The following is a 24,971-nucleotide window of genomic DNA, read 5'->3' as shown; positions in this document are numbered from 1 at the left end:
GCGTCTGCTCTGCGTGGCGTGCGCGTGACGGGCCGGCGGGGGGCTCCTTCAGGGAGACGAGGTCGATCCGGCTGCGGGTCGCGGTCAGCAGGGTCCCGTCGGGGACCTCGCACCAGCGCGCGTCGTCGTCGTAGGGCTCCGAGGCCACCACCGTGCGCTGCGCCGCCGTGTCGGCCAGGTACCACAGGGAATCCCCCCAGGCCGTCGCCGCGATGGCCTGGCCGTCGGTCAGCAGCAGGTTCAGCCGGGACCCGGGCGCGGCCTCGGCCAGCTCCCGCACCGTCCCGGCCAGCGCCGCACCGAGGTCCGGGTCCGCCCGCAGCCGGTGCAGGACCAGCGCCCAGATCAGGGCCGAATCCGTCCGGGCGGCCAGCGACAGCAGCTCCTGGGGCGGCAGACACGCCGCGACGGGGGCCGCGGCGTCCGGCCAGTCCCGCAGCGAGCCGTTGTGGCTGAACAGCCAGTGCCCCTCCGCGAACGGAGCGGCCGCCGCCTCCCCGTCCGCCCCCGGACGCGTGGCGTCCCGTACGGCGGCCAGCACGGCCCCGCTGCGGACCACCCGGGCGAGGTCGCCGAAGGTCAGGTCGCCCCAGATCGGCCCGGCCCGGCGGTAGCGGGCGGGCACCGGGTCCCCCTCCGCGTACCAGCCGACACCGAAGCCGTCCGCGTTGACCGTGCCGGAACGCTGACGGCGCGGCTCCCACGACTGCCGGACCAGCGAGTGCTCGGGATCGCTCAGCACCCGGCCGAGGCTCACGGGCGTCCCGAGATAGGCGAGGTGACGGCACATCAGGCCGACCCGGCGGCGGAGTTCGCGGGCGCGGCGTCGCGCGCGGTCCGGAACCCCGAGAAGATCTGCCGGCGCACCGGGAGGTCCCAGTTGCGGAAGGTGCCCCGGCATGCCACGGCGTCCACGGCGAAGGAACCGCCGCGCAGCACCTTGTGCTCGGGGCCGAAGAACACCTCCGAGTACTCGCGGTAGGGGAACGCCCGGAAGCCGGGATAGGGCAGGAAGTCCGAAGCCGTCCACTCCCACACGTCGCCGATGAGCTGGCGCACCCCGAGCGGGGAGGACCCGGCCGGATAGGCGCCCGCCCGGGCCGGGCGCAGGTGGCGCTGGCCGAGATTGGCATGCGCGGGGGTGGGGTCCGCGTCCCCCCACGGATAGCGGGTGGAGCGGTCGGCCGCCGGATCGTGGCGGGCTGCCTTTTCCCACTCCGCCTCGGTGGGCAGCCGCCGCCCCGCCCAGCGGGCGTACGCGTCGGCCTCGTACCAGCTCACGTGCAGCACCGGCTCGTCCCCGGGCACCGGCTCGGTGACCCCGAAGCGGCGGCGCAGCCAGGTGCCGCCCTCGCGGTGCCAGAACAGCGGGGCCTCGATCCCGTGCCGCCGGATCTCCGACCAGCCGGGCGCCTCCCACCACCGCTCCTCGTGGTACCCGCCGTCCGCCATGAACTCCTGGTAGGCGGCATTGGTCACCGGAACGGTGTCGATCCAGAACGCCTCGACCTCGCGCCGGTGCGCGGGCCGCTCGTTGTCCAGCGACCAGGGCTCCGCGGAGGTGCCCATCGTGAACGGGCCGCCGGGTATGAGCACTTCGGTCGCCGTCGGCAGCGGTGCTCGTGGTGGATCCGGGTCGGGCGCCGCCAGTACCGGCGCGCCTTGGCGAAGCTGATGGGTGATCAGCATCGTCTCGTCGTGCTGCTGTTCGTGCTGGGCGATCATCCCGAAGACGTAACCGCCGTCCAGCAGGGCCGTGCCCTCCAGGGGGGTGCGGTCGAGCAGGTCGAAGACCCGGCCGCGCACCTCGGCGGCGTACCGGCGGGCCTCGTCCGGGCTCAGCAGCGGCAACTTCGGGCGCTCGGCGCGGGGATGCTCGAACGCGTCGTAGAGCGGGTCTATCTCGGGGTGCATGGACTCGCGGCCCGCCACGTTGCGCAGCAGCCAGAGCTCCTCCATGTTCCCGATGTGCGCGAGGTCCCAGACCAGCGGGGACATCAAGGGGGAGTGCTGGGCGGTCAGTTCCGCCTCGCTGACGGCATCGGTGAGCCCGGCCGTGCGGACACGCGCCGCGGTCAGGGCGGCGGCGGCCCGCTCGCGCAGGAGCTCCGGTTCGGTGGTCATGAGCGTGCCTCCTCGCCGGCCGGCTGCGGTCGGGGTCGCGGGTGCGGGCGGGTCGGTGCCTGCGGGTGCGTGTGCGGGTGCGGGTGCGGGTGCGTTTGCGTCTCGCTTGGCGTTTGTGTCTGTGTCTGCGTCTGCGTCTGCGTCTGCGTCCGCGTCCGCGTCTGCTCCGGTTCGGTTCGGTCGTCGGCCGGGCATCGGCCGCGGGACACGTAGCGATCGGTGAACTCGCCTACCGTGTCGATGACATGGCCCCCGGCTCCCAGCCTGGGCAGCGCCGCGGCCGCGGCGCGGAAGCAGGCGCGGGCCGCGGACCGCAGTTCCGGATCGGACAGCGCGTCACGGGCGGCGGACCGCCACAGCGGATTGCGCGGCGCGGGCTGGGCGCCGTAGGAGTCGGCCAGCCCCTTCGCCACCCGGTACGCGGTCTCCGCGGCCTCCGGGTCGTCGAACAGCGCGTGCACGACGGCCACCGGGACCAGCCAGCCGTCCTCGCCGGGCTGGGCGTCGATCATCCGCATCTCCAGATGGCCCCGGGGCCGCACCGGGGGGAAGAGGGTGGTCAGGTGGTAGTCCAGATCGGCGGCGGTCGGCGGGCGGTGAGCGCCGTGGGCGCGGGGACTTTCGTCGGAGCGCAGCCAGTCGCGGAAGGTCAGCCCGCGCGGTACCTCCCAGGGGGCGTCCTCCTCGTCCGTCCGTACGCACATCACCTCGGTGTCCAGCGCCTGCCGGGCCCACGCATCGCGCGGCTCCGTCTCCAGCGGCGGGGCGAGCGAGCGCCGGGTGTCGAGGTCGCTCCAGACCCCCTGGCGCGCACACCGCCAGCCGGCGTACGGGCCTTCGTGCGCAGGGGAGTTGGCGAAGGCGGCGACCAGTACCGCACCGAGGAGGTGGGCGAGGCGCCAGCGCCTGCCGTGACCCAGCGGTCCGGGCTCCTCGTAACCGGCGTCCACGCAGACCTGCACGGAGGCCGAGGCGCGCATCATGGCGCGCCCGGCCGGGCCGGTGCGGTCGAAGTAGGTCTCCATGGCGTCGTACCGCGGGCTGGTCAGCATCCGCGTCAGGGGCCGGCGGGGGTCCTGGCCGAGTCCGCGCAGCGCCAGCCCCTGGGTGCGCAGGGCGCCCCGGACGGCGGTCAGATCGGCTTGGAGGCCGTCGATGCAGCCGGTCAGGGAGGTGGCGGGGGCGGAGCTGAGCTCCAGCTGGCCGCCGGGCTCGACGGTGACGGCGGAACCGAGGGGGAGGGCGTGGGCAGCGGCGTGCGCGGCGGCAAGCCGGTCGGGGGATACGGGCAGGCCCGGCTGTTCGAGGTCGAACACCAGCCATTCGAGCTCCGCGCCCAGCAGGCGGGGCGGGCCCGTCTTGAAACAGATGCCGTGGAGCAGCTCCTCGGCGGTTGCTTCGGTCAGTCGGGTGAGCGAGTCCTGGGGCATGACGGGGCCCTCGTCTCCTGTCGTCGACTGTGACATCACCCGTGCCTACCCGTCCCTTGCGGCACAAATCCATTGCGGGCGCCGTGCCGGAGTGCGGAAGATCACTGCATGAGCGGCAGATTGCGCGAGATCGCGCGGGAGAACGCGGAGATCGTGGCGTCCGGTACGTACCGGACGCGGTCGGGGCGGCAGGTCTCTCTTGCCGCCGCCGTGGCGGAGGCCAAGGCAGGAACCAGACTATATGGCCCAAACCTGCTCATTCCAGGCGAGCCGGACGGGTGGGGCGCCCACCGGACCGCCGTCGAGGTCACCGGCGAGAGCAGCACGGTCGCCGCCCGCAGGCTCACCGGAGAGCACGGGGAACGCCCCGGGACCGTTTCCGTCGCCGTCCTGAACTTCGCTTCGGCCCGGAATCCCGGGGGCGGCTACGTCCGCGGCGCCAAGGCGCAGGAGGAGGCCCTCTGCCGCGCCTCGGCGTTGTACGAGACCCTCCTGGAGGCCCCGGAGTACTACGAGATCCACCGTGCCGAGGTCAGCACCTTCTACACCGACCGGGTGATTCACTCGCCCGGGGTGCCCGTCTTCCGCGACGACCGGGGCGACCTGCTGGACACCCCCTTCCGGGCCGGATTCCTCACCTCGCCGGCCCCGAACGCGGGCACCATCCGCCGCCAGGAGCCGGACCGCGTGCCGGAGATCCCGGCAGCCCTCGCGCGCCGGGCGGAGCTGGTTCTGGAGGTGGCGGCGCTGCACGGGTACCGGGGGCTGGTGCTGGGGGCCTGGGGGTGCGGGGTCTTCCAGAACGACCCGGCCCAGGTGGCGGAGGCCTTCCGCGCGCTGCTGGCGGGCGGGGGCCGGTTCGCCGGCGTGTTCGAACGGGTGGTGTTCGGCGTGCTCGACCGGAAGCCCGAGACGCGGGAGACGTTCGAGCGGGTGCTGGCGGGGGTGGGGGAGGGGGCTGCGTAGGGGCTGGCCCCTTCTGTGTCTGCGCCCCCGCCCCCGCCCCCGTTAGGACGCGTCCGGGAGGAGGCGGGTTCGGAAGAGGTCGAGCACCTGGTCCAGCGCCGCGCGGGTGGGTTGTCCGGGCTGGTCGACGAGGTGCTCGGTGAGCACGGAGTGCGGCGGCAACACGGCGTCGGGGTTGGCGGCCTCGTCCTCCAGCTCGACGGCGACGAAGGCGTCACCGAGCTCGCGGCGCAGGAAGGCGAAGCGGCCGCCGGGTGTGAGCCGGTCGCTCCTGAAGCGCAGCCCCAGCACCTGCAGGCCCTCGCGCTCGCAGCGTCCCCGGACGGCGGCGAGGTCCTCGGGCGAGATGTCGATGCCGTTCCGTTGCCGGGCGGTGAGGCCCAGGGGAAGGGACGGCTGCGACAGGACGGGCACGAGGAGGTGCTCGTCGACGGCCATGGCCAGGGCGAAGCCGCCGGTCAGGCACATGCCGACGGCGCCCACGCCCGGGCCGCCGCAGCGCTTGTGCTCGTCCGCGGACAGTGCGCGCAGCCAGTCCACGACGGGCGAACTCCGGCCGGTGGCCAGGACGGTGAACTCCCGGCTCACGCACACGTTCCACAGGCTGGACGCGGTGTACAGCGCGCCCCGCAGCAGGCCGTGGGCCTTGGGGTGGGGGTCGTGGCCGGGGGTGCCGAACAGCACCGGGAGGACGGCGGTGCAGCCCAGTGCGGCCACCCGCTCGGCGAACTCCAGCACCTTCGGGGTGATCCCGGGAATCTCCGCGATCACGATCACCGCGGGCCCACTGCCGCGGCGCAGGACGGGACGCGTGCTGCCCCCGTGGGTGAACGCCCCGCGTTCGAAACCCGACAGGTCGTGGTCCGCCATGGACGACCGCCTCGCTGCTCATCGACCCGCTCATCGACTGTGACGGGAGGGAACGTACAGGACGGGGGGAGGGAGAGGGAGGAAGGAGAGGGAGGTGGTGCGGCTACGGGGCTTTGGGGGCTCCCGGTTTCCAGCCCCAGGTCGTGAGCATGCCGGGCGACAGCCCGGCGTACCCCGGGGAGTCCAGCAGGCGTAGGGCCTCGTCGAGCCCTTCCTCGTCCAGCAGTCCCGTCGCCAGCATGTCCGCCCGGGCCCGGTCCCAGGTGTCCGCCCAGAACCGGCTGATCGCGCTGCCCGGCAGCAGCGGCGGCACGTGGATCTCGGCCGCCACCGATTCCAGCCCCGCCGCCTCCAGCAGCTCGGGGTGGTGGACCACCTGCGACACGTCCGTGCCGATGCTGTCGCGCAGCCCGCGCCACATGGCCCGCATCGCGGCGGTGTACGGGGTCAGGGGTGCGGACTCCGTCGTCAGGTCCACGGCGTCGCTGATCACCAGGACCCCGCCGGGGGCGAGCAGCTCGACGCAGTGGGCCACCAGCCGCGGCCGGTCCGGCAGGTGCATGAGGAGGAAGCGGGCGTGGACCAGGTGGAAGCTGCCTGGGGAGGGAGATGGGGAGGGGGCTGGGGCGAGGTTCGGGGAGATTCCGTCCGCGGTGATGTCCGCCTGGAGGGGGGTCAGGCCCGGTACGGGGTGCGCGGTGAGGAAACGTATGTCCCGGTCCACCGCGAGGACCTCCGCGACCCCCGCCTCCTCCAGCAGCCGACGCGCCACCGTCCCGGTGCCCGCTCCGAGGTCCAGGCAGCGCCAGCCCGGACCCACGCCCAGCCTGCGCAGCCGGGACATGGTCGTCGCGTCGTAGGTGAGGGAGCCGAGGTCGATCCGGTCCCCCTCGCCGCCGGCCTCGGGGCGGAAGACCCGCTCGCCGTAGCGCCCCGGGCCCTGGGGCCCTGTGCCGGTCATGGACCCATTGTCGCAAGGGGGAGGGGAGGTCACATGTCGGGGAGGGGAGGGGAGGGGAGGGGAGGGGAGGGGAGGGGAGGGGAGGGGAGGGGAGGGGCGACAAACCGGCTCCCGGGCCGTCGCCACCCGACAAGAGGGCCTGCGTCTTCCACGGCACCGGCACCGTCGCCGCAATCCGGCTCCGACTCCGCCCGTGAGATGCGCCCTGTATCTGGTTGCACCCAGAGCCTCCAGCAGCGTCGTCCCATACAGTGCCGAAGATATGACGGCACTCGCATCCTTCACCTTCGTGCGCCACACGGACGGGCTCAGTTACCGCTTTGAACGGGACGGCGAGCACAACGGCCGCCCTGCCTATCGCCGAACAGACGGGAACGTGCGGTGTGTCTGGTCGTCGACCGACGGCTGGCACTGCGAGATCGCTGACGGTCTCGTCACCGCCCATCCCCTCAACAGCAACGGCGACGAACCCGAACCCCCGGCCACCGTCTGGCGCAGCTTCAAGGACGACCGCTCCTACCTCTACGACCTCCGGGCCCTCGACCCCGAAGCATGATCCGCCGGACAGTGCCTAGACGGCCTAGCGCCAGCCGTACCGCTCGCGGAGTCGGTCCACTACGAGTTGGAACCGGCCCAGGTCCAGCGCGCACGCCTCGCGCCGCATGCCGTCCTCGTGTACGCGCAGCACCCGGTCCACGTCCACCCAGGACTCGCGTCCCGCGTTGTCCCAGGGGCCGGTACCGATGGGGACCCACTCCCGGTCGTGGTCGTGCCGCTTGCTGGACAGCTGCACGGCCAGGAGCGTGCCGCGCTCTTCCCGGGCCACGACCAGGACCGGCCGGTCCTTGCCGCGTCCGTCGTTCTCCTCGAACGGGACCCAGGTCCACACGATTTCGCCGGGATCGGGGTCCCCGTCGCGATCGGGGGCGTAAGAGGTTTGCACCGGCCCGATGGCATGCGGATCGGCCTCGGTTGTCGCTGTGACCCCGTCGCGACCCGGTTGCTCGACGTGACCATTGCTGTGGTGGGAAAGTGCCGTCATTCGGGCGAGGTTACCGGGTGAGGGGGTGCTTCGGGGGTGCGTGCGCCGGTGGGTCGGCGGCTGCGTGGGGTGCCGGGCGGCGTCCCGGCAGTCGAGCGTCCTTCCGTGGTGGGACGGTCCGTCAAGGGCGCTCCTGCGTCGCGTCGCTACGCGATGGCCTTCGGCCACCCTTGACGGACCGTCCCACCACGGAACAACACAAGACTCCCGGGATCCCCCCGGGGAAGGGCCGGGGGGAAGGGTGGGGCGGGGCGGGGGAGGAGAGCGACGTCGGGGGTGTGCGGCGCGGTCGATCGCTATGTGGTTGCGGTTGGGTTGGCGACTGCCGGCCGTGTGGTCACGCAGACCGCCCCTCGGTCGGAGATGGAGTTCGGTCGAGGGGCGGGTGGGTGGGTGGGTGGGTGGGTGGGTGGGTGGGTGGGTGGGTGGTGCGGGTTAGATCCAGCCTTCCAGTGATGCCATGAAGCCGTCGAAGTCGTCGCGGTGGATGGTGTGGCCGGCGCCGGTGACCGAGCGGACCTCGAAGCCGCGTTCCTTGAGGAGCGTCGCGCGCTCCGGTGTGATCAGGAAGCTCGGGTCCGCCAGTTGGACGAGGGACGGGACCACCGGTGCGGCCGGGAGGAGGTCCGTGCCCGTCAGCGAGGCCAGGCTCAGGGCGGTCGCCTCGTCCCAGAGGGCCAGGGTGGCCAGTTCGATGTCCACGTCGGCCTCCTCCCAGCGCGGGTTCATGGCCTGGATCTGTTCCTTGGGGGCCGACTTGAACTGGGCGAACATCTCGGGGCCGAAGCCTTCGCCGAGTTCCGCCAGGTGCCAGGCCGGGTCGGAGAACACGGCGCGCTGCGGCTTGAGGCGGTTGACGGCCTTCGCGAGGGTCAGGCCGCCCAGGGAGTGGCCGATGGCGAGCTCGGCGCCGGCCGGGAGGGTTTCGACCACGTCGTCGGCGAAGGCCTCCAGGTTGTACTCGCCCCGGCCGCTGGCGCCGTGGCCGCGGAGGTCCACGGCGATGGCGCGGTAGCCGCGCTCGGCGAGGGCGGGGCCGACCCGGCGCCAGGTCCGGTGGTCGGCCATGATCCCGTGGATCAGGAGGGCGATGCGGTCGCCTTCGCCCCAGGTGTGGGTGTGGAGGTGCACTGTGGTGCCTTTCGGAGTGAGGGGGAGGCGTTCTTAGCGGACGCTGCGGATCGGCTTGACGGCCAGGGCGCCGGCTACGGCCAGGGCGGCGGCCGCGATGAACAGGGCCGTGTAGCCGCCGCTGACGGAGACGATCACGGAGGCGACGAAGGGGGCGATGATCTGCGGGCCGGCGTTGGCGATGTTGAGGACGCCCATGTCGCGGGCGGCGTCCTCGGCCTTGGGGAGCACCATCGTCACGAGGGCGGTGTCCACGGCCATGTAGCAGCCGAACGCGAGGCCGTTGATCACGGCGAAGGCCAGCATGGCCGTCCAGCTGGTCGACAGGGCCGGGATCACCAGCGCGACGGCGGACAGCAGGGCGGAGGCGCCGACGAAGAGCTTGCGGCGGTCGTACTTGTCCGAGAGCCAGCCGCCGAGGACGGTGGAGACGACCATGGCCACGCTGCTCAGCGGCATCAAGATGGCCACTGCCGCCTCGGGCTCCAGGTCGGCGGGCAGCACCGTGTGGTCCTGGATGATGTACAGCTGGTAGCCGTTCACCGCGAAGTAGCCGAGGACCAGCAGGGCCCGCCCGATGAACGCCCAGCGGAAGTCGTGGTCCTTGAGGGCGCTCGCGAAGGCGGCGAGCTGCTCCTTGACCGGCATGGCGGGCTTGGCCGGGCGCCGTTCCTCGCGGGTGCAGGTGGTGAACAGGACGGCGGCACCGGCGACGATCGCGCCGAAGACCAGGTATCCGGTGCGGTAGTCGTCCGAGAAGGCCGCGCCGATCAGGGCGCCGATGGTCGAGCCGAGCGGCAGGCCGAGGCCGACGGCGGCGGACGCCTTGCCGCGGGCGCTCATGGGCACGCGGTCGGGGACCACGGAGGTGATGGCGGCCTGGTAGATGTTCATCACGGCCTGGCCGAGGCACCAGGCGATGGTGATGAGGAGGATCGTGTTCGCGGCGCCGAGCAGGAACATCGCCGGTATCGCGGCGAGTCCACCGCCCAGGATCCAGGGGTTGCGCCGTCCGCTGCGGTCGGACAGGGCGCCCGCGACCGGGTTGAAGACCGTCGCGAAGATCGCGGAGACCCCTGCGATCAGGCCGAAGTTGGCGACCTTGTTCGCGGCGTCGATGTCTTCGACCTGGAGGGCGAGGAGTACGCCGGCGACGCCGATGTAGAGGGCGTACATGGCCCCGTTGCCGACGAGCAGCAAGGGGAGCAGGCCGCGCCGGTTGGCGGGGGCCTCGGTGGTGGCGGCGGCGGTGCCGGTGCCGGGGGAGGAAAGGGCCACGGTGCCCTCCTGGGCAATTGGGAAGGGGCGAGGGGGTGGGGAGGGGTGCACTGAGGGGTGTGGGGAGGAGTGCGCGCCGCCCTGTCGCGACGGCGGGGGTGCGACGGAACACGGCAGGGCGGCGGCACGATCGGGCACGGCACAGGCACGTGTGGAGACACCCTTGGTGAAGCTGGGGTGACGCCATGGTTACACGTGTCACTGAATCGTGTAACCACTGTGTAGCATTGGTTTCCGGCCATCCGCTAGCCCCTGGGCCCAAACGGTCTGGAAAGATGCCACGGCAATGTCTCAGTCATCGAAGCCCCCCACGCCGCAGTCCCCGTCGCCCGTTCCGACCAGCGCGGACGTCGCCCGTCTTGCCGGCGTGTCGCGCGCGACGGTCTCGTACGTCCTGAACAACGCGGAGGCCGTACGCATCAGCGAGCCGACCCGCCGCAAGGTGCGCGAGGCCGCCGAGGAGCTCGGCTACGTCCCCCACGCGGCCGCCCGCAGTCTGCGCGCCGGGCACACGCGCATCGTGCTGCTGCCCACCTCGCACGTGCCGGTCGGCCCGCTCTACAGCACCTTCCTCAACGAACTGCAGTGGGCGCTGCGCAGCCTGGACTACACGGTGGTCCAGTACGGCAGCCTCGGCCTCACCGGTGACGAGGCCGCGCGGGCCTGGGCCGAACTACGGCCGGTCGCGGTGCTCTCCCTCGGGGAGATCACCCTGTCCGCGCGCAACGTGGCCACGCTCAAGCGGGCCGGGGCGCGCGCGGTGCTGACGATGGGCCCGGACGCCGTTCCCGGGGCGCACGCGCTGCTCATGGACCAGGCGGAGGTCGGCGCGCGGGCGGCCGAGCACCTGGTGGAGCGGGGCCGGCGGCGGATCGGCGTGGTGGTTCCGGAGGAGGAGGGGCTGGGACTCTTCTCCGCGCCCCGGCTGGAGGGCGCGCGGTCCGTCCCGGGGGCGGAGATCGTGGCCCTGCGGATGGCCTACTCGGAGGAGTCGGCGGCGGAGCTGGCGCGGCGGTGGGCGGAGCTGGGGCTGGAGGCGGCGTTCGCGTACAACGACGAGTACGCGATGCTGCTGATGCGGGCCTTCCAGGACGTCGGGCTGCGGGTGCCGGAGGACGTGGCCGTCATGGGCGCGGACGACCTGCTGATCGGGCGGCTGCTGCGGCCGAGGCTCAGCACGGTGCAGATCGAGATGCCGACGGGCGAGCGGCTGGCGGCCCTGCTGGACGAGGCGGTACGGGAGCCCGCGGCGGCGGTGCGCAGGCACGACCTGATGGCGGCGGTGGCGGTGCCGCGGGACTCGACGTGAGCCGGTGGCTCCCGAGGCGCGGGGTCCGCGCGCAGGTCGGGGCCCCGTGGGGAGCCGGGGGGCGTTGACAGGGGGGTCGGGGCGACGGAGACTTCGGGCGCGCCCCACCGGGCGCGGGCGGAGCGTACGCCGGGCCGGACAGCGGTGTCGGTGTGCCGCGCCGCCTCCCGTTCGCTCCGGAGGGACTCCATGAGCATCCGTACCGTCCGCGACGTCTATGTCGTCGACGCCGTCCGCACGCCGATCGGGAAGTTCGGCGGCGCACTCGCCGGGGTCCGCCCCGACGACCTGGCCGCTCACGTGGTGCGCGCGCTCGTGGACCGTACGCCCGCACTGGACCCGGCCCGCATCGACGACGTCGTCTTCGGGGACGCCAACGGCGCGGGCGAGGACAACCGGGACGTGGCCCGCATGGCGGTGCTGCTCGCCGGGCTCCCCGTGACCGTGCCCGGGGTCACCGTCAACCGCCTCTGCGGCTCCGGGCTCGAAGCCGTCGTCCAGGCGGCCCGCGCCATCGCGCTCGGCGACGCCTCCGTCGCCATCGCCGGCGGTGTCGAGTCCATGAGCCGTGCCCCCTGGGTGGTGCAGAAGCCGGAGCGCGCCTTCCCGGCCGGGCACCAGCAGATGTGGTCCACCACGCTCGGCTGGCGGATGACCAACCCCCGGATGCCCGCTGAGTGGACCGGTTCCCTCGGCGAGGGCGCCGAGCTCGTGGCCGACAAGCACGGCATCACCCGCGAGGCGCAGGACGCCTTCGCGCTGGAGAGCCACCGCAAGGCGGCCGCCGCCTGGGCCGCAGGGCAGTACGACGCCGAGGTGGTCCCGTACGCGGGTGTGGACCTGTTGCGCGACGAGTGCATCCGCGAGGGCTCCACCCCGGAGGCGCTCGCCCGGCTGAAGCCCGCGTTCCGGACGGACGGAACCGGCACGGTCACGGCGGGCAACGCCTCGCCGCTCAACGACGGCGCCGCCGCACTGCTGTTGACGGACGAGGAGGGGCTGGCCGCCACCGGGCGGGAGCCGTTGGCCCGGATCAGCGCGTCGGCCGTCACCGGGATCGAGCCCCAGCTCTTCGGTCTGGGGCCGGTGGAAGCCGTCGAGCGCGCGCTCGCCAAGGCGGGCCGCGGTTTCGCCGATCTCACCTCCTTCGAACTCAACGAGGCTTTCGCGGCGCAGGCGTTGGGCTGCCTGGCTTCCTGGCCCGAGCTGGATCCGGCCGTGGTCAACCCGCGCGGCGGGGCCATCGCGATCGGGCACCCGCTCGGCGCCTCGGGCGCCCGGCTGGCCGGTTCGGTGGCGCACCAGCTCGCCGCGGCCGGACGCGGTACCGGGATCGCGGCCCTCTGCATCGGTGTGGGGCAGGGAATCGCCCTCGTGCTGGAGCGCTGACCGGACTCCGGGGCGTCGATCGTTTCCGGACATAGTCGGGTGGCAACTGATCGGTAAGTAAAAAGAATTGATGCCTCCGGTGCGGTGGGGTGGCACGATGGCGCGTGCTGCCGCCCCCCCCGCCACGCACACCGCATCCGGAGGCCTCGCGCCATGCCGCTCCTCGATCCGACGCTCTGGCAGGACGGACCCACCCTCACCGGCGGTACCGCCCCGGTCCTCGAACCCGCCACCGGCCAGACCCTCGCGACCATCGACCTGGCCGCACCGGCCGATGTGGCGGAGGTCGCCGTACGGGCCCACGCGGCCCAGCGGGACTGGGCGCGGGCCACCCACCTCGAGCGGGCGGCCGTGCTGCGCCGGGCCGGGGACCTGTTCACCGCCCACGCCGACGAGCTGCGGGACTGGCTGGTCCGCGAGTCCGGATCCATCCCCGGCAAGGCCGACTTCGAGCTGCACGTCGCCGCGCAGGAGTGCTACGAGGCCGCGGCCCTCGCCTCGCGTCCGGCCGGGCAGGTGCTGCCGAGCGAGGCGCCGCGCCTGTCCTTCACCCGCCGCGAACCCGTCGGTGTGGTGGGGGTGGTGGCGCCCTTCAACGCGCCGCTGATCCTCTCGATCCGCTCGGTCGCACCCGCGCTCGCCCTCGGCAACGCGGTGCTCCTCAAGCCGGACCGCCGTACCGCCGTCTGCGGCGGGCTCGCACTCGCCGCCGTCTTCGCGGCGGCCGGCCTGCCCGGCGGACTGCTGCACGTCCTGCCCGGCGGTGCGCAGACGGGCGCGGCGGTGGTCGCCGATCCGCTGGTCAGGGTCGTGTCGTTCACCGGGTCCACGGCGAGCGGCCGGGCCGTCGGGGAACTGGCGGGCCGTCACCTCAAGCGCGTCCACCTGGAGTTGGGCGGCAACTCGGCCCTCGTCGTGCTGCGCGACGCCGATGTGGCGGCGGCCGTCGCGCAGGCCTCCTGGGGCTCCTTCTTCCACCAGGGCCAGATCTGCATGACGGCCGGCCGGCACCTCGTGCACGCCTCGCTCTACGACGAGTACGTGGAGCGGCTCGCCGTGCGCGCGGAGGAGCTCGCGGTCGGGGACCCGTACCGCGAGCGGGTGCACCTGGGGCCGCTCATCGACCGGTCCCAGCTCGACCGGGTCCACGGCCTGGTGGAAGCCAGCACCGCGCAGGGCGCCAAACTCGTCACGGGCGGCTCCCACCAGGACCTCTTCTACCGGCCGACGGTGCTGGCGGGCGCCGGCGAGGACTGCCCCGCCTACACGGAGGAGGTCTTCGGTCCGGTGGCGCCCGTACGGTCCTTCGCGACGGAGGACGAGGCCGTGGAGCTGGCCTCGGCCGGCCCCTACGGGCTCTCCCTCGGGATCGTCACCGGTGACGCGGCGCGCGGACTGGACCTGGCGGGGCGGATCCCGGTCGGGATCGCGCACGTCAACGACCAGACGGTGAACGACGAGGCGGTGGCCCCCTTCGGCGGTGTCGGCGCGTCCGGCACCGGCGCCCGCTTCGGCGGGGAGGCGAACCTCGACGCCTTCACCGAGCTGCGCTGGACCACGCTCCGGGCCACCCCGGGCGGGCATCCCTTCTAGGGCACGGCTCCAGTGTGGGCATTGCGGGCACCGTTCGCGGTCAGGAATGCTTCGGGCCGGTCGTTCGTTCAGGGAAAAGAAGCAGCACAGCACTCTGGAGGTCTGGAAAACCGTGGCTACTGTCGAACTCACCAAGGAGAACTTCGACCGGACGGTGAGCGAGAACTCGTTCGTCCTGATCGACTTCTGGGCGGGCTGGTGCCGCCCCTGCCTGCAGTTCGCCCCGGTCTACGAGAAGGCGGCCGAGGCCAATCCCGACCTGCTCTTCGCCAAGGTGGACACCGAGGCGCAGCAGGAGCTCGCCGCCGCCTTCCAGATCAGCTCGATCCCGACCCTCATGATCGTCCGGGACCAGGTCGCGATCTTCTCCCAGCCCGGTGCACTGCCCGAGGCGGCACTGACGGACCTGATCGCCCAGGCCCGGGCGCTCGACATGGACGAGGTGCGCACGAAGATCGCCGCCGAGCAGGCCGGCGCCGGTTCCGAGGAGCCCGGCACGCCGGACGCCTGATCCCGGCACGCCGGACGTCCGATTACGTGACGGGCTCCCGCCCTGCGGCGAGACTGGCCCGATGAGCGAAGCGGTGGAGTACGACGTAGTGGTCCTCGGCGGGGGCCCGGCCGGCGAGAACGTCGTCGACCGGACCCGCGCCGCCGGGCTGAGCACGGCGCTGGTCGAGAGCGAGCTGGTGGGCGGCGAGTGCTCGTACTGGGCCTGCATCCCCAGCAAGGCGCTGCTGCGCCCGGTGCTGGCGCGGGCCGACGCGCGCCGGGTGCCCGGTCTCGCGGGGTCCGTGGCCGGTCCGCTGGACGCGGAAGCGGTGTTCGCGCACCGGGACTACTGGACCGGGAACTGGAAGGACGACGGCCAGATCGACTGGCTGGGGTCGGTCGGCGCCCACGTGTACCGGGGCCACGGTCGGCTGTACGGGGTCCGCAAGGTCGCCGTCACCAGCCCGGAGGGGGAGCACCACGTGCTCTCCGCCCGGCACGCGGTCGTCGTCGCGACCGGCACCCGGGCCGTGATCCCGGACCTGCCGGGCATCGCGGACGCCAGGCCGTGGACCAGCCGCGAGGCGACGTCGGCGCAGGCGGCGCCGGGCCGGCTGTTGATCGTCGGCGGGTCGGTGGTGGCCGTGGAGATGGCCACGGCCTGGCAGGCGCTCGGCTCCGAGGTGACCCTGCTCGTACGGGGCTCCGGGCTGCTGCCCCGCATGGAGCCCTTCGCCGGGGAACTGGTCGCCGACGCACTGCGCGAGGCGGGCGCGGTGGTCCGTACGGGTGTGGCCGTCGAGTCCGTCGTACGGGACGGCCCGACCGGGCCCGTCACGGTGGTGCTCGAAGACGGCGAGCGGCTGGAGGGCGACGAGCTGCTGATGGCGACCGGGCGTACCCCGCGCACCGAGGACATCGGGCTGGACACGGTCGGGCTCACCCCGGGCGGCTGGATCACGGTGGACGACAGCTGCCGAGTGCCGGGTACCGACTGGCTGTACGCGGTCGGCGACGTCAACCACCGGGCGCTGCTGACCCACCAGGGCAAGTACCAGGCGCGGATCGCGGGCTCCGTCATCGCCGCCCGGGCGGCGGGCAACGCATCGCTGGACACCGGCCGTTGGGGCGCACACGCCGCGACCGCCGATACGGAGGCCCTCCCGCAGGCCGTGTTCACCGACCCAGAGGCCGCGTCGGTGGGCCTGACCCTCGCGGAGGCGGAGCGCGCCGGCCACCGGGTCCGGGCAGTGGACTACGACCTGGGAAAGGTCTCCGGATCGGGCCTGTACGCCGACGGCTACCGCGGCCGGGCCCGCATGGTGGTGGACCTGGACCGCGAGATCCTCCTCGGCGTCACCTTCGTCGGCCCGGGCGCGGCCGAACTCTTGCACGCGGCGACCATCGCGGTCGCGGCCGAAGTCCCCATCGACCGCCTGTGGCACGCGGTCCCGGCGTTCCCGACGATCAGCGAGATCTGGCTGCGACTGCTGGAGGAGTACAGAGGGTAAGTCCCGCCGTTAGGGACGACGGGACGCTCCGATGTCGTTCTTTTCCGGGAGCGCGTGGCTGGTCCCTGGCCTCGCGCTTTCCTGAAGCGGGTCCTGTCCGCGAGTCCGCATCTCCGACCCGACGGTCTCCCGGCTGGTCGACGCCCTCGCAGCAGCTGGACCGAAGGCCCTGTCCGCGATACGGGCCGCGGGCCGGAGCGCGTGAGCACGTCACGGCCCAACTCCCCCGGCCTGGAGGGCAGCGATCGAGCCCGGCGGCGAGGTCCGGGACGAAGCCCGGTCGCCGAGATCACCGGCGACCGCCCGACGCGACAGCCGGACATCAGCGTGCCCACCACCGATCCGACCTGCCGAAACGGCCCGCCGGAGCAACCGACGGACCCTCATGAAAGATCGAGGCCAGAAGCGTTAGCCAGGCTGGGGATTGCGGCGTTGAATCAGGTGCAGTCACCCGTCGACTCGCCCGACACACCGCCTCCTTGCTGGGGCAGCGTGATCGTCTCACTCGGCGTCGTGCGCGTGAGCGCCCCGGCCAGGCCCTCGCCTTACGTGGCCTGTCGAAGACGAGATGGAAGCGTCCTGCTGCCGCACCTTTTCAACCGCCGCCGAACACTGCATAGTCGGTACACGGTTCCATGGGGAGGACCGTGCTGGGGGAACAATGTGGCGGAGCGTAGCGGCTGTGGGGGCACATCCGGACGACATCGAATTCGGTTGCGGTGGTGCTCTCGTGCGCCACTCCCAACAGGGCGCCAAGATAACCCTGATCATCGCGAGTGATGGGGCAAAAGGCGGCGGTACGGCAGAACGCGCCGGCGAACAAATGCGAGCGGCGGCGCATCTTGGCGCCGAAGTGATCATGCTGGGTCTGCCCGACGGAGATCTCGGCCCGTTGAATGATTTCGCCGGCATGCTGGAGAAAGCGCTCGCGCTCTGCGGTGCCGATCTCGTGTACACGCACCTCGGGGAGGACACGCATCAGGACCATGTGCTCACTCACCAGGCCCTGCGGATCGCTGCTCGGAACCTGCACAGCGTCCTGTTTTTCGAGTCTCCAAGGTCTCCGGTCCTGTCCAGCGGAATTGCCGTGGACATCAGTGGTGTCATCACGGAGAAGATCTCGCTGCTCGCTGAGCATCGGTCGCAACTCGGTCGCCGGCCAGAACTGACTGAAGAAGGCGTCCGAGCTCGCGCCCGGGTACACGGGATCCAATTCGGATGTCAGTACGCAGAGGTTTTCACCCCGCTTCGGGTATTTCTCCCTTTGGCGGGTCACGTGAAGCTCGGACAGTAAGGGAATCGAGTATGATCCTCCATCCTTATACTCGCGACACCGCCGAGTTGACTTCGGATGAATTCGCAGAGATTCGCTCTATGCTAGTGGAGTCGTTCGGTTCCCGATACGGCGAGACGTCCTGGCAGCACTGTTTGGGTGGCACCCATTACCTCGTCCGGTACAACGGGCGGTTGGTCGCTCACGGATCTCTGGTGCCACGCCATTTCGAACAGGGCGGCCGAGTGCTACGAGGTGTGTACGGAGAGTCGATGGCGACCGTTCCGGACCTGCGCAACCGCGGTCTGGGCACGATCGTCATGGCGATGGCCACCGCCGAGGTCCGGCTCCACCACGAGATCGGCGCATTCGCCGCCAGCAAGTACCACTTCTACGAGCGTCTGGGTTGGGAGAAGTGGGCCGGCCCTACCTTCGCCATCACGGCGTCGGGTCGTGTGCCCTGCTCTCCGGACCGCGGTGCGGTCATGGTCCGATTGCCCAGCGGAAGCGACATCGACCCCACGCAGGATCTGACAACCCACTGGCGCGCCGGGGATGTGTGGTGACCAAATTTTCTACCGAGGTGGGAGAATCGCGTGAACACCTTCGCGATCTTGGAAAACTTGATCGCAAGTGCCATCTGGACCGTTCTGGCCGTCGGGTCCGGCTATCTACTGCTACGTAGCCAGAATCGAGGACTTGCCAAACTGCTGGGGGCGCGGCGAAATGTTCGCATCCTGCTGCTGCTTCCGGACGTGCGCGTGAAGGCAGGGGGCACGATCGGAACGTACAGAACTGTCGGATTCACCGGAAGCGCCGTCACGCGCTGCGAGTTCGAAGCGGCAGTGGCGTTGCGGGACTCGCTCACGGATCCCTTGGTACGCCTTCTCAAGCCCGGACGGCCGCTCGTCGCAGCAGGCCGGACGGGCTCCCGTGGGCCGGTCGAGGCGACCCTCACCTGCCCGGAGAGTGCGGCATCCGTGGCAACTGGGGATGCGGCACAGTTCTTCACCGACCTGCCGGGCGAACTGGCTGGACGCAGCCTCGTTCTCATGGGCGGCCCCGCGTACAACCACTTGACTCGACTGTCCTTCGCCCTTATGGACAGCCAGGTGGTACCCGAATTGGGAGGGGCTGACGGCGAGTGGGGCGTAAGGATCACGAGAGGACCCATGGCGGGGCAGTTCTTTCCCGGGCGTGGAGCAGGATCGGAAACCGAGATTGCAATCGTGCAATCTTTTTTCATCGATTCAAGCGGGAAAAGAATAACTCTCTTCGCGGGTAGCAGCGACATGGCAAGTCTTGCCGCCACGGATTTTCTGCTCGTCAACTGGCGTCGAATCGCCCGTAAATGCGGATCGAGGCCGTACGCGTTGATTCTGCGCGTGGACACGAGAAACGGCGTCGCGCGTCTTCAGACGGGTCTGGCGGAAGGCAATCCTTTCGTACTGTGAAGTCTCGACGCCGGGCGTACCGGGGACAGCGGACGCGCCGATCAGATGCCGTGGGTGGCGGTGATGGAGCCCTCGGAGACGGCTGCGGTGAGCAGGGCATGGTCCTGGAGGGTCTGGTCCGCATAGCGGAGTGCGAAGTCGGCGACGGCGCGGTCGAAGGTGTCGGAGTTGCCGAGGTACCCGGCGATGGCGATGCGGTCGCCGGAACGGGCGTGGGCCCGGGCCAATGTGGTGCCGCACAGTTCCGCGTACTGGCGGAGAAGGGCCGGGGGCATGGTCTCGACGACGGCAGAGCCCTTCATGTCGCGTAGCTGCCGGACGTAGAAGTCGCGCCCGGCCGGTCCCGTCGTCCAGCCGAGGAAGATGTCTCCGCCTGTCTGGAGGAGTTTCTGCCCCGCGACCACGCGGTGACCGTGGTGGGTGTGGGTGTGGGTGTGGGTGTGGGTCTGGGCGTCGGCGGGGAGGTGGTCTTCCAGTACCGAGCGTCCGGCCTCCTTGATCTGGAGGAAGAGCGGGTCCTGCTCGTCGCGGCCCGTCAGTAGGACGATGAAGCACCGGGTGCCGACGCTCCCGATGCCGACCGCCTTCCGTGCTGCGTCGACGAACCGGTAGCGGTCGAGCAGGGTGCGCCGTTCCTCGGGGAGGGTGTCCCTGTACTCGCGGAAGATCTCGGTGACGGCCTCGCTGTCGGGTGCGGTGAGGGGCTCGAGCAGGGGCGGGTCGTGGACGATGTGCCGGCGGCCTTCCCGGGTCTCGGTGAGTTTGCCGAGGGCCTGCAGGCTGGTGCGCCGTCGGGCACGCGCCAGATTTGCTTCGACCCGGCTCCGCAGCTTGGTCTTGCGGATCATCGGGAGGACCTCGGCCGTGTCGAACCGCTGGTACCAGACGGCGAGTTCGCCGAGCTCGGCGAGGTGTCGCATGGATGACCGGTAGGCCCGGGCGGCGGCTTGGGCCGACTGCCATGCCCGGTCGTCGCCGTGGCCGGCTTCCCGGGCGGCCACGGCCGTGCTGGCGGCGAGCCGTTTGACGTCCCATTCGAAGGGTCCGGGCAGGGTTTCGTCGAAGTCGTTGAGGTCGAACAGCAACGTCCGCTCGGGTGAGGCGAAGAGGCCGAAGTTCAGCAGGTGGGCGTCGCCGCAGAGCTGGACGGTCAGGCCGGTGTCGGGCTGGGCCGCCAGGTCCGCGGCCATCACCGCGGCCGCGCCCCGAAGGAACGCGAACGGGGAGGCGGCCATCCGCCCGTAGCGGATCGGCAGCAGCTCGACGAGCCGGTCGGCGGCCTGCCGCTCCAGCACGTCGAGCGGATCGGGCCGGTCCGCCGCCGCGCTCCACCTCCCGTGCGAGCTCCGGGTCACCCGCTTGCGGGCGGCCCGGCCACGTCGGGCCTTCTCGGTCGGACTGGTCATGCCCCATCTCCTTGTCCCCACCCAAGCCTGGGCGCACCGCCGCCCCGGCGCACGTCCGGACCGGCGAGCCGTCTCCTGTCGGCCTAACGGGCCTACGGGGAGAGAGGCTCCCCCCCTCCTCTGCCCTCGTCCCCGGCTGCTCTCCGTACTGCTCTCGTTTCGGCAGGTCGCGCTCTCCTGGCTCCCTTCTGCGGCGTTCGTAGACTGACCGGGTGAACGACATCGATGCGATCGCGGTTCTGCAGGATCCGGTGCGGCGCCGTCTGTACGAGTACGTGGCGGCGCAGGGCCGTGAAGTCGGACGCAACGAGGCCGCCGAGGCGGTCGGGGTGGCGCGCACGCTCGCTGCGCACCACCTGGACAAGCTGACCGGGGCCGGGCTGCTGGAGAGCGGTAGCCGTCGGCTGACGGGTCGTTCGGGGCCCGGGGCGGGTCGCCCCGCCAAGGTGTACACGCGGGCGCGGGTCGAGCGGTCGGTGTCGCTGCCCGCCCGCGACTACCGCACCGCCGCCGAGCTGCTGGCAGAGGCCGCCGAGGAGGCCGGGCTGGACGCCGGGCTCTGTGCGGCCGCGCGTCGGCGCGGTGAGGTCCTGCGCGGCCCGGAGGGGCCGTGCGGCAGCCTCGAAGAGGCCCTGGAGGTGCTGGCCGCCCGGGGGTACGAACCGCACCTGGAAGGTGTCGGCGGGCCCGCGGGTCCGGAGGGCTCCGAGGGGTCGGCCGCGCCCGTGGTCCGGATGCGCAACTGCCCCTTCCACGCCGTTGCCGAACGCTTCCCGCCGCTCGTCTGCGGCATGAACCTCGCCCTGCTGGAGGGGCTGCTCGGTGCGGACGGGCCTGTGCGCGCCCGCATGGACGCCCGGCCGGGGGAGTGCTGTGTCGTGATCGAACCTTCTAAAGATAATGATTGTTGACATAGAAAAGGGCGCCGTGCTGGGATGAGTCCATGACCGCATCCGCCGCGCCCCCGCACGCCGCCCACCTGGCCCAACTCAACGTCGCCACACTCCTCCACCCCCTCGACGACCCGAGGTCGGCGCCCTTCGTGGAGATGCTCGACCCGGTCAACGCCGCCGCCGACGGTGCGCCCGGCTTCGTGTGGCGGCTCGTGGAAGAGGGGGCGGCCGACGCGACCGGCCTGCGCCCGGCGGGCGAGGACCGCATCGTCAACCTGTCCGTGTGGGAGACCCAGGAGTCCCTGTGGGACTTCGCCTACCGCAGCGGGCACCTGGAGATGATGCGGCGGCGCCGCGAATGGTTCGAACGGCACGTCGAGGCGCACCTGGTGCTCTGGTGGGTCCCCGCCGGTCATCTCCCCACCGTCGGGGAGGCCCTGGAGCGGCTGGCGGAGCTGCAGGCCCACGGACCGTCCCCGCGCGCGTTCACCTTCGTCTCCTCCTACACCGCCGCCGAGGCCGCCGCGGTCTGAGCGGACGGTCCTGGGCCCGCGGGCAACGCGGGAACCGGCTCAGGCAATCAGAAGATCATGCACGTGGTGGTGGCGTGGGCGATCAGCTTGCCCTGGTCGTCGAGCACCTTGCCCTCGGCCGTGGCGGTGCGGCGGCCGGCGTGGATGACCTTGCCCTCGGCGGTGAGCACCTGGCCGTCGGTGCGGGCGGCCCGGATGTAGTTGACCTTGAGTTCGAGGGTCGTGTAGCCGGTACCGGCGGGGAGCGTGGTGTGGACGGCGCAGCCCATGGCGGAGTCGAGGAGGGTGGCGGCGATGCCTCCGTGGACGGTGCCGAGCGGGTTGGCGAAGTCGGGGCGGGTGTCGAGGGAGACGACGATGCGGCCGTGCTCGACCTCGTCGAAGCGCATGCCGAGCAGGCGGCCGATGGAGGGGATGTCGGCCGGGCGTTCGGTCTGGACCCAGCGCATCAGTTCCAGGCCGGACAGGCCCGCCAGGGCGGTGAGGTCGGTGGTGGTCACGGTCGTTCTCCTTGGGTGAGGTGCTGGTGCCGCCCTTGAGCAGGGTGGTCGGCGGGAAGTGCCGGCGTCGGCAACGGCCCCGGCGTGGGATCCGGGCCGGGGTCAGGGTTCGCGGCGGTCGCGCAGGGCGTACACGAGCAGGTCGTGGATCTCGGCGGCGGCCGCGTCGAGCGGAGCGGCACTCCGTTCGGCCCGGCACATGATCACCGCGCCTTCGACCGCGGCGATGACGAAGGACCCCAGCCTCCGGCTGCGTTCCTCGGTCAGGCCGTGCCGGACGAACAGGGTCGCGAAGGCCTCCTGCCAGCGGGCGAAGACCGCGGCGGCGGAGCGGGCGAGCTGCGGGGCCTCGTCGTTGCTCTCCACGGCCACCGCCACGATCGGGCAGCCGGCCCGGAAGTCGCTCGCCACGAGCCGGTCGCGCCACAGCACGAAGAACGCGTCGATGGCCTCCACTGGATCCCCGGCCTGCGTCATGGTGTCGATCAGGCCCGAGATGAACTCCCCGGCCAGCGCCACGGCTTCGTCGATGAGCTGGGTCCGCCCGCCGGGGAAGTGGTGGTACACCGAGCCCCGCGGGGCTCCGCTGTGGGCGAGGACCCGGTCGATACTGGTCCCGCTCGCGCCGTACTCGGGCAGCAGGGCAACCGTACTGAGGACCATCCGGTCACGGCTGTCACTCTTGCGCGGGCTCACCCGCTCCACCCCCTTCGCGACGACGACGCGGGCCACCGAGCGCGCGCTACCTCGCGGTAACTTATGGGGTATGGCATAGAACATGCAAGGGGTGCCTCGACCGCGGATATCGGCCATGCCGGGTGGATGACCTCCGGGTCGAGGACCTTGCCGGTGTCCGCCGCGAGCTTGTGGGTGGGCTGAGCGGCCGTGGTCCTTGTGGCCCAGTCCTGCGTGCCCGGACGGCTCGGGGCGACTTGACTGACGGGATGGACTCCACGTCGACGTCGCCGCCCTCGTCCGCCGGGTACCGCAATCTGGCCCTGGCGACGCTCGGCTTCACGCTCACCTTCTGGGCGTGGGACCTGATCGCGCCGCTGGCCGGCGACTACAAGGACCGGCTCCACCTCTCCTCGTTCCAGCAGTCGCTGCTCGTCGCGGTGCCGGTCCTGGTCGGGTCGCTGGGGCGGATCCCGGTGGGCGCACTGACCGACCGCTACGGCGCGAGGCTGATGTTCCCGGTCGTGTCCGCGCTCACCATCGTGCCCGTGCTGCTGCTGATCCCGGCCCGCGGGAGCTACGGTCTGACGCTCGTGGTCGGCTTCCTGCTGGGCCTGGGCGGCACGACGTTCGCGATCGGCATCCCGCTGGTCAACTCCTGGTTCCCGCCCGCCCGGCGGGGCTTCGCACTGGGGGTCTTCGGGATGGGCATGGGCGGTGTCGCGCTGTCCGGGTACGTCACACCCCGCATCGCCAAGCACGACCCCGACCTGCCCTTCCTCGTGGTGGCCCTGGCGCTCGCCGGGTACGCCGTCCTGGCCGCCCTGCTGCTCAGGGACCGGCCGGACCGGCCCGTGCCGACGGCCTCGCTCGCCTCGCGACTGCGCGGCGCGGGGCGTCTGCGGGTGACGTGGGAGCTGGCCGCGCTCTACGCGATCGGCTTCGGGGGGATCGTCGCGTTCGGGGTGTACCTGCCGACGTATCTGAAGACCTGGTACGGCCTGTCGGCGACCGACGCCGGCACGAAGGCGGCGGGCTTCGCCCTGGTCACGGTGGTCTTCCGGCCGATCGGCGGCTGGCTGTCGGACCGGATCCATCCGGCGCAGGTCACGGCCGGGTCGCTCGGCCTGGTGGCGCTCCTCGCGATCGTGCAGGCCTTCGACCCGGTGATGAACCCCGTGGGCACGTGCGCCCTGCTCCTGATGGCGGCCGGACTCGGGACGGCCAGCGGCAGCGTCTTCGCCCTGGTCTCACAGGTCACGCCGCAGCCGCAGGTGGGCAGCGTGACGGGCATCGTCGGAGCGATGGGCGGCCTCGGAGGCTTCGTGCCCCCGCTGGTGATGGGCGCGATCTACAGCGCGAAGGACTCGTACTCGATCGGCTTCATGCTGCTGTCCGACCTCGCGCTCGCGGGGTGCGTGTACGCCTACGGGCGGATGCGGACCGTACGGCCATCATCCTGAGCGACAGCGACAGCGACAGCGACAGCGACAGCGACGGCGACGGCGACAGCGACAGCGACGGGGCCGCCGAACGCCGGTGCGGCGGCGGTCCGGTAGGACTGCCGCCGCACCGCAGAGCGCGTGCTACTTGGCGCCGAGGCCGGCGTCGGAGACTTCGGGCTTGCCCGCGGCCTTGAGGACCTTGTTCAGGAGCGTCAGGTCGTAGATGCCGGCGAGGTCGGGCTGCTCGATGAGCTTGGCCTTGACGGCCCACTCGGACTGGGTCTTCAGCGTCGCGGCCAGCGGGTCGTCGGTGATGAGGATGCTGGGCCAGGCCGGGTCGATGATCTTGGCGTCGAGGGGCTTGCCGCTGTCGGCGGCGAGCTTGGCGTTGGCGGAGGCCTTGGCCTGGTCGGGGTTGGCGTTGATCCACGCGTTGGTGGCGACCGTGCCCTTGAGGACGGCTTCGACGACGTCCGCGTGTTCCTTGAGGAACTTCTGGGACACGATGATGTTCGTGATCACGAACTTCTTGTCGGGCCACAGGGTGGTTTCGTCGAGGAGGACGGTGCCGCCGTCGGAGACGAGCTTGGAGGCGGTGGGCTCGGGGACCCAGGCGCCGTCGATGGAGCCGGACTTGAAGGCGTCGGGGGTGACCTTGTTGTCGGTGCGGACGACGGAGACGTCGCCCTTGCCGGA

24 protein-coding genes and 1 pseudogene are annotated in these 24,971 nt (G+C 71.7%); 13 read left to right on the top strand and 12 right to left on the bottom strand.

Features of this window, described 5'->3' with window-relative positions:
- Nucleotides 1–34: 34 nt before the first annotated feature.
- The 3 genes and pseudogenes from egtC to egtA form a co-directional block, all read right to left on the bottom strand.
- Nucleotides 35–790: pseudogene (gene egtC / locus ACZ60J_RS09925) on the bottom strand (ergothioneine biosynthesis protein EgtC); the annotation flags it as partial.
- On the bottom strand, nt 790–2,124 hold the full coding sequence (egtB, locus tag ACZ60J_RS09920; RefSeq protein ID WP_469680333.1) for an ergothioneine biosynthesis protein EgtB: 1,335 nt from the start codon (nt 2,122–2,124) through the stop codon (nt 790–792). The pseudogene egtC and the gene egtB, both read right to left, overlap by 1 nt.
- The gene (gene egtA, locus ACZ60J_RS09915) at nt 2,121–3,590 is read right to left on the bottom strand and encodes an ergothioneine biosynthesis glutamate--cysteine ligase EgtA (RefSeq protein WP_469680331.1); all 1,470 of its coding nucleotides are present in this window, start codon (nt 3,588–3,590) and stop codon (nt 2,121–2,123) included. Before egtA ends, egtB begins: the two co-directional genes overlap by 4 nt.
- A 72-nt stretch (nt 3,591–3,662) precedes the next feature.
- Here egtA and ACZ60J_RS09910 point away from each other — a divergent pair, with 72 nt between their 5' ends.
- Nucleotides 3,663–4,520 carry a TIGR02452 family protein gene (locus ACZ60J_RS09910; protein WP_469680329.1) on the top strand — a complete coding sequence of 286 codons (858 nt, stop codon included), beginning with the start codon at nt 3,663–3,665 and terminating at the stop codon, nt 4,518–4,520.
- 42 nt (nt 4,521–4,562) lie between these two features.
- Here the strand turns inward: ACZ60J_RS09910 and ACZ60J_RS09905 are convergent, their stop codons facing one another.
- Together ACZ60J_RS09905 and ACZ60J_RS09900 are read right to left on the bottom strand one after the other, a co-directional pair.
- Nucleotides 4,563–5,390: a dienelactone hydrolase family protein gene (locus tag ACZ60J_RS09905; protein ID WP_469680327.1), complete on the bottom strand. Its 828-nt coding sequence runs from the start codon at nt 5,388–5,390 to the stop codon at nt 4,563–4,565.
- 103 nt (nt 5,391–5,493) lie between these two features.
- Entirely contained in the window at nt 5,494–6,351 is an 858-nt protein-coding gene (locus ACZ60J_RS09900) for a class I SAM-dependent methyltransferase (RefSeq protein WP_469680325.1), read from the bottom strand.
- A 262-nt stretch (nt 6,352–6,613) separates the two neighbouring features.
- Here ACZ60J_RS09900 and ACZ60J_RS09895 point away from each other — a divergent pair, with 262 nt between their 5' ends.
- The gene (locus tag ACZ60J_RS09895; RefSeq protein WP_469680323.1) at nt 6,614–6,907 is read left to right on the top strand and encodes a hypothetical protein; all 294 of its coding nucleotides are present in this window, start codon (nt 6,614–6,616) and stop codon (nt 6,905–6,907) included.
- Between the two features lie 24 nt (nt 6,908–6,931).
- Here the strand turns inward: ACZ60J_RS09895 and ACZ60J_RS09890 are convergent, their stop codons facing one another.
- From ACZ60J_RS09890 to ACZ60J_RS09880, 3 genes are all read right to left on the bottom strand, one after another.
- Nucleotides 6,932–7,393 carry a type II toxin-antitoxin system PemK/MazF family toxin gene (locus ACZ60J_RS09890; protein WP_469680321.1) on the bottom strand — a complete coding sequence of 154 codons (462 nt, stop codon included), beginning with the start codon at nt 7,391–7,393 and terminating at the stop codon, nt 6,932–6,934.
- Between the two features lie 435 nt (nt 7,394–7,828).
- Entirely contained in the window at nt 7,829–8,524 is a 696-nt protein-coding gene (locus tag ACZ60J_RS09885) for an alpha/beta fold hydrolase (protein WP_469680319.1), read from the bottom strand.
- 33 nt (nt 8,525–8,557) lie between these two features.
- On the bottom strand, nt 8,558–9,802 hold the full coding sequence (locus ACZ60J_RS09880; protein WP_469680317.1) for an MFS transporter: 1,245 nt from the start codon (nt 9,800–9,802) through the stop codon (nt 8,558–8,560).
- 286 nt (nt 9,803–10,088) lie between these two features.
- Here ACZ60J_RS09880 and ACZ60J_RS09875 point away from each other — a divergent pair, with 286 nt between their 5' ends.
- From ACZ60J_RS09875 to ACZ60J_RS09840, 8 genes are all read left to right on the top strand, one after another.
- Complete coding sequence (locus ACZ60J_RS09875) at nt 10,089–11,111, top strand: LacI family DNA-binding transcriptional regulator (RefSeq protein ID WP_469680316.1); 1,023 nt, start codon at nt 10,089–10,091, stop codon at nt 11,109–11,111.
- 189 nt (nt 11,112–11,300) lie between these two features.
- A complete protein-coding gene (locus ACZ60J_RS09870) occupies nt 11,301–12,500 on the top strand; it encodes a thiolase family protein (RefSeq protein ID WP_469680314.1) in 1,200 nt (399 codons plus the stop codon).
- Nucleotides 12,501–12,653: 153 nt separating this feature from the next.
- Nucleotides 12,654–14,093, top strand: coding sequence for an aldehyde dehydrogenase family protein (locus ACZ60J_RS09865; RefSeq protein ID WP_469680312.1), 1,440 nt, complete (start codon nt 12,654–12,656; stop codon nt 14,091–14,093).
- 46 nt (nt 14,094–14,139) lie between these two features.
- Nucleotides 14,140–14,604, top strand: coding sequence for a thioredoxin family protein (locus ACZ60J_RS09860; protein WP_469680311.1), 465 nt, complete (start codon nt 14,140–14,142; stop codon nt 14,602–14,604).
- A 61-nt stretch (nt 14,605–14,665) separates the two neighbouring features.
- A complete protein-coding gene (locus ACZ60J_RS09855) occupies nt 14,666–16,096 on the top strand; it encodes a dihydrolipoyl dehydrogenase family protein (RefSeq protein WP_469680310.1) in 1,431 nt (476 codons plus the stop codon).
- 682 nt (nt 16,097–16,778) lie between these two features.
- Entirely contained in the window at nt 16,779–17,390 is a 612-nt protein-coding gene (locus ACZ60J_RS09850; protein ID WP_469680308.1) for a PIG-L deacetylase family protein, read from the top strand.
- Nucleotides 17,315–17,935 carry a GNAT family N-acetyltransferase gene (locus ACZ60J_RS09845; RefSeq protein ID WP_469680306.1) on the top strand — a complete coding sequence of 207 codons (621 nt, stop codon included), beginning with the start codon at nt 17,315–17,317 and terminating at the stop codon, nt 17,933–17,935. Before ACZ60J_RS09850 ends, ACZ60J_RS09845 begins: the two co-directional genes overlap by 76 nt.
- Nucleotides 17,936–17,965: 30 nt before the next feature.
- Complete coding sequence (locus ACZ60J_RS09840) at nt 17,966–18,823, top strand: hypothetical protein (protein WP_469680304.1); 858 nt, start codon at nt 17,966–17,968, stop codon at nt 18,821–18,823.
- A 41-nt stretch (nt 18,824–18,864) separates the two neighbouring features.
- Here ACZ60J_RS09840 and ACZ60J_RS09835 read toward each other — a convergent pair whose 3' ends face one another.
- Entirely contained in the window at nt 18,865–20,229 is a 1,365-nt protein-coding gene (locus ACZ60J_RS09835) for a DUF2252 domain-containing protein (RefSeq protein ID WP_469680303.1), read from the bottom strand.
- A gap of 212 nt (nt 20,230–20,441) precedes the next feature.
- On the opposite strand from ACZ60J_RS09835, the gene ACZ60J_RS09830 reads away from it, so the two are divergent.
- Entirely contained in the window at nt 20,442–21,140 is a 699-nt protein-coding gene (locus ACZ60J_RS09830; protein ID WP_469680301.1) for a helix-turn-helix transcriptional regulator, read from the top strand.
- A 32-nt stretch (nt 21,141–21,172) separates the two neighbouring features.
- Nucleotides 21,173–21,655: a DUF3291 domain-containing protein gene (locus ACZ60J_RS09825; RefSeq protein WP_469680299.1), complete on the top strand. Its 483-nt coding sequence runs from the start codon at nt 21,173–21,175 to the stop codon at nt 21,653–21,655.
- A gap of 47 nt (nt 21,656–21,702) precedes the next feature.
- Here ACZ60J_RS09825 and ACZ60J_RS09820 read toward each other — a convergent pair whose 3' ends face one another.
- Nucleotides 21,703–22,155 (bottom strand): PaaI family thioesterase, encoded by a 453-nt coding sequence (locus tag ACZ60J_RS09820; protein ID WP_250753592.1) that lies wholly within the window; start codon nt 22,153–22,155, stop codon nt 21,703–21,705.
- Nucleotides 22,156–22,257: 102 nt separating this feature from the next.
- A complete protein-coding gene (locus tag ACZ60J_RS09815) occupies nt 22,258–22,887 on the bottom strand; it encodes a TetR/AcrR family transcriptional regulator (RefSeq protein WP_469680297.1) in 630 nt (209 codons plus the stop codon).
- A gap of 212 nt (nt 22,888–23,099) precedes the next feature.
- Between ACZ60J_RS09815 and ACZ60J_RS09810 the strand changes: the two genes are divergently transcribed.
- On the top strand, nt 23,100–24,293 hold the full coding sequence (locus tag ACZ60J_RS09810; RefSeq protein ID WP_469680296.1) for a nitrate/nitrite transporter: 1,194 nt from the start codon (nt 23,100–23,102) through the stop codon (nt 24,291–24,293).
- Between the two features lie 123 nt (nt 24,294–24,416).
- Here ACZ60J_RS09810 and ACZ60J_RS09805 read toward each other — a convergent pair.
- Nucleotides 24,417–24,971: ABC transporter substrate-binding protein (locus tag ACZ60J_RS09805; protein ID WP_469680294.1), on the bottom strand; the 555-nt coding region annotated here is incomplete at its 5' end.

It is taken from the genome of Streptomyces sp. NPDC104226, assembly GCF_055584085.1.
This window is presented reverse-complemented; position numbering and strand designations above follow the sequence as displayed.

What these genes read in the sequence shown, in the direction of transcription:
- egtB (WP_469680333.1), bottom strand. Translation starts at nt 2,124, where the DNA reads ATGACCACCGAACCGGAGCTCCTGCGCGAGCGGGCCGCCGCCGCCCTG.
- egtA (WP_469680331.1), bottom strand. Translation starts at nt 3,590, where the DNA reads ATGTCACAGTCGACGACAGGAGACGAGGGCCCCGTCATGCCCCAGGAC.
- ACZ60J_RS09910 (WP_469680329.1), top strand. Translation starts at nt 3,663, where the DNA reads ATGAGCGGCAGATTGCGCGAGATCGCGCGGGAGAACGCGGAGATCGTG.
- ACZ60J_RS09905 (WP_469680327.1), bottom strand. Translation starts at nt 5,390, where the DNA reads ATGGCGGACCACGACCTGTCGGGTTTCGAACGCGGGGCGTTCACCCAC.
- ACZ60J_RS09900 (WP_469680325.1), bottom strand. Translation starts at nt 6,351, where the DNA reads ATGACCGGCACAGGGCCCCAGGGCCCGGGGCGCTACGGCGAGCGGGTC.
- ACZ60J_RS09895 (WP_469680323.1), top strand. Translation starts at nt 6,614, where the DNA reads ATGACGGCACTCGCATCCTTCACCTTCGTGCGCCACACGGACGGGCTC.
- ACZ60J_RS09890 (WP_469680321.1), bottom strand. Translation starts at nt 7,393, where the DNA reads ATGACGGCACTTTCCCACCACAGCAATGGTCACGTCGAGCAACCGGGT.
- ACZ60J_RS09875 (WP_469680316.1), top strand. Translation starts at nt 10,089, where the DNA reads ATGTCTCAGTCATCGAAGCCCCCCACGCCGCAGTCCCCGTCGCCCGTT.
- ACZ60J_RS09870 (WP_469680314.1), top strand. Translation starts at nt 11,301, where the DNA reads ATGAGCATCCGTACCGTCCGCGACGTCTATGTCGTCGACGCCGTCCGC.
- ACZ60J_RS09865 (WP_469680312.1), top strand. Translation starts at nt 12,654, where the DNA reads ATGCCGCTCCTCGATCCGACGCTCTGGCAGGACGGACCCACCCTCACC.
- ACZ60J_RS09860 (WP_469680311.1), top strand. Translation starts at nt 14,140, where the DNA reads ATGCTTCGGGCCGGTCGTTCGTTCAGGGAAAAGAAGCAGCACAGCACT.
- ACZ60J_RS09855 (WP_469680310.1), top strand. Translation starts at nt 14,666, where the DNA reads ATGAGCGAAGCGGTGGAGTACGACGTAGTGGTCCTCGGCGGGGGCCCG.
- ACZ60J_RS09845 (WP_469680306.1), top strand. Translation starts at nt 17,315, where the DNA reads ATGTCAGTACGCAGAGGTTTTCACCCCGCTTCGGGTATTTCTCCCTTT.
- ACZ60J_RS09835 (WP_469680303.1), bottom strand. Translation starts at nt 20,229, where the DNA reads ATGACCAGTCCGACCGAGAAGGCCCGACGTGGCCGGGCCGCCCGCAAG.
- ACZ60J_RS09825 (WP_469680299.1), top strand. Translation starts at nt 21,173, where the DNA reads ATGACCGCATCCGCCGCGCCCCCGCACGCCGCCCACCTGGCCCAACTC.
- ACZ60J_RS09810 (WP_469680296.1), top strand. Translation starts at nt 23,100, where the DNA reads ATGGACTCCACGTCGACGTCGCCGCCCTCGTCCGCCGGGTACCGCAAT.